The organism is Rhizobacter sp. P1_G5 (assembly GCF_056405435.1).
The window spans coordinates 1-4,601 of sequence record NZ_JBFUCB010000498.1 but is presented as its reverse complement, the minus strand read 5'-3'; the positions used below and the strand labels follow the sequence as shown (position 1 = coordinate 4,601).

The 4,601-nt window shown below is 68.8% G+C and carries 4 protein-coding genes and 1 pseudogene; 3 read left to right on the top strand and 2 right to left on the bottom strand.

The window, feature by feature from the left end; all coding sequences use genetic code 11:
- Window positions 1-25: 25 nt before the first annotated feature.
- The 3 genes and pseudogenes from hppD to phhA all read left to right on the top strand — a co-directional run.
- A pseudogene (hppD, locus tag AC1D12_RS25455) lies at window positions 26-712 on the top strand (4-hydroxyphenylpyruvate dioxygenase); the annotation flags it as partial.
- Window positions 709-1,476 (top strand): transporter substrate-binding domain-containing protein, encoded by a 768-nt coding sequence (locus tag AC1D12_RS25450; RefSeq protein ID WP_477843689.1) that lies wholly within the window; start codon window positions 709-711, stop codon window positions 1,474-1,476. The pseudogene hppD and the gene AC1D12_RS25450, both read left to right, overlap by 4 nt.
- Complete coding sequence (gene phhA, locus AC1D12_RS25445; RefSeq protein WP_477843687.1) at window positions 1,464-2,357, top strand: phenylalanine 4-monooxygenase; 894 nt, start codon at window positions 1,464-1,466, stop codon at window positions 2,355-2,357. Before AC1D12_RS25450 ends, phhA begins: the two co-directional genes overlap by 13 nt.
- Here phhA and AC1D12_RS25440 read toward each other — a convergent pair whose 3' ends face one another.
- Together AC1D12_RS25440 and AC1D12_RS25435 are read right to left on the bottom strand one after the other, a co-directional pair.
- Window positions 2,358-3,245 (bottom strand): esterase/lipase family protein, encoded by an 888-nt coding sequence (locus tag AC1D12_RS25440; protein WP_477826587.1) that lies wholly within the window; start codon window positions 3,243-3,245, stop codon window positions 2,358-2,360.
- A gap of 26 nt (window positions 3,246-3,271) precedes the next feature.
- Window positions 3,272-4,601, bottom strand: a 1,330-nt coding sequence (locus AC1D12_RS25435) for a GMC family oxidoreductase N-terminal domain-containing protein (protein ID WP_477843685.1), incomplete at its 5' end; no start/stop codon positions are given.

Below are 4,601 nucleotides of genomic sequence, written 5' to 3'. Positions count from 1 at the left end.
ATGCTGATGTTGCCGATCGCGCCGCATCAGCATCTACGACGTCGACTTCGTGCCGATCCCCGGCGCGAACGCGTCGCCGGTCGGCAACGGCCTGACCTACATCGACCACCTGACGCACAACGTGCACCGCGGCCGCATGAAGGAGTGGGCCGACTTCTACGAGCGGCTGTTCAACTTCCGCGAGGTGCGCTACTTCGACATCGAGGGCAAGCTGACCGGCCTGAAGAGCAAGGCGATGACGAGCCCGTGCGGCAAGATCCGCATCCCGATCAACGAGAGTTCCGACGACAAGAGCCAKATCGCCGAGTACCTGGACCTGTACCACGGCGAAGGCATCCAGCACATCGCGCTCGGCACCGACGACATCTACGGCTCGGTCGAGGGCATGAAGACCCAGGGCGTCGTGTTCCAGGACACCATCGCGACCTACTACGACCTGGTCGACAAGCGCCTGCCGAATCATGGCGAGCGGCTCGAAGAGCTGAAGCGCCTGCGCATCCTGATCGACGGCGCGACGCACCTGGGCGCGCCGAACGAACTGCTGCTGCAGATCTTCACGCAGACGGTGATCGGGCCGATCTTCTTCGAGATCATCCAGCGCAAGGGCGACCAGGGCTTCGGCGAAGGCAACTTCCGCGCGCTGTTCGAGAGCATCGAGCTCGACCAGGTGCGCCGCGGCGTGCTGAAGGCCGAACCCGAGGCGGCCGCATGAAGGCGCTGCCGTCGTTCATCGCGATCGCGCTGGCGGCGCTGGCCGGCATGGCCTCGGCGCAGGAATCGTCGCTCGATGCGGTGATGAAGGCCGGCGTGCTGCGCGCCTGCACGCCGGGCGACTACAAGCCGTTCAGCTTCCAGCGCGYCGACGGTGCGTTCGAGGGGCTGGACATCGATCTCGCGCAATCGCTGGCCGCGGCGATGGGCGTCAAGCTGGAGCTCGTGAAGACCAGCTGGGCCAACCTGCTGCCCGACTTCGGCGCCGGCAAATGCGATGTCGCGATCGGYGGCATCTCGGTGACCACCGAGCGCCAGAAGCGGGTGTTCTTCAGCACCGCCTACATGGTCAACGGCAAGACGCCGCTGGTGCGCTGCGAGGACGTGCCGAAGTACCAGAGCGTGGCCGACATCGACAAGCCCGGCGTGCGGGCGATCGCGAACCCGGGCGGCAGCAACGAGCGCTTCGCGCGCGCCAACTTCAAGGTCGCGACGCTGACGATCCATGCCGACAACCTGACGATCTTCGACGAGCTGCTCGCCAAGCGCGCCGACGTGTTCGTGACCGAGGCCGCCGAGACGCTGGTGCAGCAGAAGCTGCGGCCCGGCCTGTGCGCCGTCAACCCGGAACGCCCGCTGCAGTACGGCGAGATGGCGTGGATGCTGCCGCGCGACATGGTGATGAAGAACTTCGTCGACCAATGGCTGCACCTGTCGAAGGCCGGCGGCGACTACCAGCGGACGACGGACAAATGGCTGCGCTGATCAACGACAGCAGCGCCAAGGGCGTGAACAGCGGCGTCGCGCCGGCCACCTACGGCCAGGGCGACCGCCCGCCGCGCGGCGACTATGCGTCGGCGCGCGCCGACTACACCTGCGAGCAGGACTGGGCCCGCTACACGACCGAGGACCACGCGCTGTACCAGCGCCTGTACGAGCGCCAGGCGGCGCAGCTGCAAGGCCTGGCCTGCGAGGAGTTCATCGACGCGGTGGGCCAGCTCGGCACGCCGACGCAGATCCCGCGCTTCGACGAGCTGTCGCAGCGGCTGCGCCGCGCGACCGGCTGGGAGGTGGTCGCGGTACCGGGCCTGATCCCCGAGGAGGCGTTCTTCGCGCTGCTGGCGGCGCGCCGCTTCCCGGTGACCGGCTGGATCCGCAAGCCGGAAGAGTTCGACTACGTCGTCGAGCCGGACGTGTTCCACGACCTGTTCGGCCATGTGCCGCTGCTGTTCAACCCGATGTTCGCCGACTACATGCAGGCCTACGGCGCCGGCGGGCTGAAGGCGAGCCGGCTGCAGTCGTGCGAGTACCTCGCGCGGCTCTATTGGTACACGGTGGAGTTCGGCCTGATCGCGACGCCGGCCGGCCTGCGCGCGTATGGCGCCGGCATCCTGTCGTCGGCGGGCGAGCTGCGCCACAGCGTCACCAGCGCGCAGCCGCAGCGCCTGGGCTTCGACCTGGAGCGCATCATGTGCACGCGCTACAAGATCGACACCTACCAGGCCACGTACTTCGTGATCGATTCGTTCGAGCAGCTGTTCCGCGCGACGGCGCCGGATTTCACGCCCATCTACGAGGCGGTGGCGCAGCGCGACGAAGTACCCGCCGAGGCCACGCTGCCCGGCGACCGCGTGCTCGCGCCGTGATCACAGCGCGGCCTGCAAGGCCTCGAACACCACCGGCTGGTTGACCAGGTCGACGTGCGCGACGCCCGGCACGTGCCGGTTGTCGGCACCCGGCAGCGTTGCGGTGCTGGCCGGGAACACGATGTTGTCGCAGTGGCTGTAGAAGCAGATGAAGCGCTGCGACAGCGTCGCCGATTCGCGCGCCCCCAGGGCCACCTGCCAGGGGCTGGCGAGGCGCATCTCGTGCCCGTTGGCCGTCGTCGAGAAGCGCCCGAGCCAGGTGCCGCGGTGCGGGGTGCCGATCGTGATGATGCGGTGCGCACGCGCCTCGCCGCCGTGCGCCGCGGCCCACGCGCGGATCGCGAGCCCGCCCATGCTGTGGCCGACCAGCACCGGCGCCTGGCCGGTGGCGGCCTCGAGCCGCGCGACGGCCTGCTCGATGATGTCGGCGTAGTGGTTGATCGAGCCGAACACCGGTTCGAGGTTGACCGCGATGAACGGCGTGCCGCGCCGCACGAGCCGCTGCATCCACGGATTCCAGAAGCCCCGGTTGCAGACGAAGCCGTGGACCAGCACGACGCCGCGGTGTTGCGACTTGTCGGGCACGTGATCGGGCACGCGGTTCGAGCGGAATGGCTGCCGCCAGCAGAACACCTGCGGCGCCGTCAGCACCTCGCCGATCCAGGCATGCAGCAGTTGCAGCGCCGTCGCGCGCGGGCTCGGGTCGTCACCGTGCACGAAGTACAGGAAGATGAACTCGAGACCGAGGAAGAGCGCGTAGCCGAAGACGATCAGCAGCGCGCCGGCAGCCGCCCACCCGGGTCGATCGATGTGGATGAACCACACGGCCCAGAGCAGCGCGGTGAGAAGCAATCCGAGCGTGATGAAGCGTTGCAGGCGCGCGAGCATGCGGCCGATGCTATCAGCGTGAGTCTTCAGGCCAGCTGAACGTCGTTGCCGGTCAGGCGCTTGGCGAGACGCGTTGCGAGCATCGCTGCGACGCCGTAGACCGAGAGCTGGGGGTTCGCGCCGATGCTGGTCGGGAACAGCGAGCCGTCGTGCACCGACAGGTTGGCGACCTGCCAATGCGTGCCGTCAGGGCGCACCACGCCTTGCGCTTCGCTGCCGGCCATCGGGCAGCCACCCATCACGTGGGCGCTGACGACGCGCGTCAGCAGCGGCTTCATCGACAAGCCCAGGATCTTCCGGCGCGCTTCTTCCCATGACGTGGACGGCGTTGCCTCCTCGTGCACCGGCACGACACTGCGGGCGCCCGCCGCGAACTGGATCTCCGCCATGCTGAGGAATGCCCGGCGCGCGCCGTCCATCACGAAGTCGTTCAACGGGTAGTCGAGCACCGGCGTGCCGTCGCTGCGCAAGCCGACCGAGCCGCCTGGAGACTGCGCGTGGAAGCCGTCGCGCATCAGTGCCAGCAGGCTGTGCGTGCGCGGGAACTGGGCCAGCATGTCCGCCTGGTCGCGGCCGTGGCCCGCCAGCGTGGACGAGGCGATGACAGGGTGCAGCGGCGGCGCCTCGAGCTTGTAGCCGATGGCGCCGGTCAGCGGCTGTGTCTGCAGGAAATGGTCGGTGTAGAGGGTCTGCGGTGCGCCATCCCAGCCGTTCACCGGGTCCGCGAAGGTCGCCGCCGAGATCACGACCGGGTGCAGGAAGGTGCGCTTGCCGACGAGGCCATGCGGGTCCGGCACGCCGGAGCGCAGCAACAGCGCCGGCGAGTTGATCGCGCCACCGGCGACGACGTAGTGCTTCGCGGTGACGCGTACGCCGCTGGCGCCGGTCGGTGCGCTGTTGTCGGCGACCGGCACACAGTGCAATGCCTCGACGCGCCCGTCGCGCCATTCGAGCCGCTCGGCGCGCATCTGGACCAACAGCGTGGCCCCCTGGTCGAGGGCCGCCGGCAAGGTTGTCACCAGCATCGATTGCTTCGCGTTCGTCGGACAACCCATGCCGCAGGAGCCGAGGTTCCAGCAGCCCTTCACGTTGCGCTGGATCGACGAGGCCGCGATGCCGAGCCGCGCGGCACCGGTGCGCAACAGCTCGTTGTTCCGGTTCGGTTCGGTGAGCCACGGACCGATGCCGAGGCGGCGTTCGGCCTGTTCGAACCACGGCGCCATCGCGGGCGGCGTCATCTCCGCCAGGCCGTACTGCGTGCGCCAGTGCTCGAGCGTGTCGGCCGGCGTGCGGAACGAGCTGGTCCAGTTCACGGTGGTCGAACCGCCGACGCAGCGGCCCTGCAGGATGTTGATC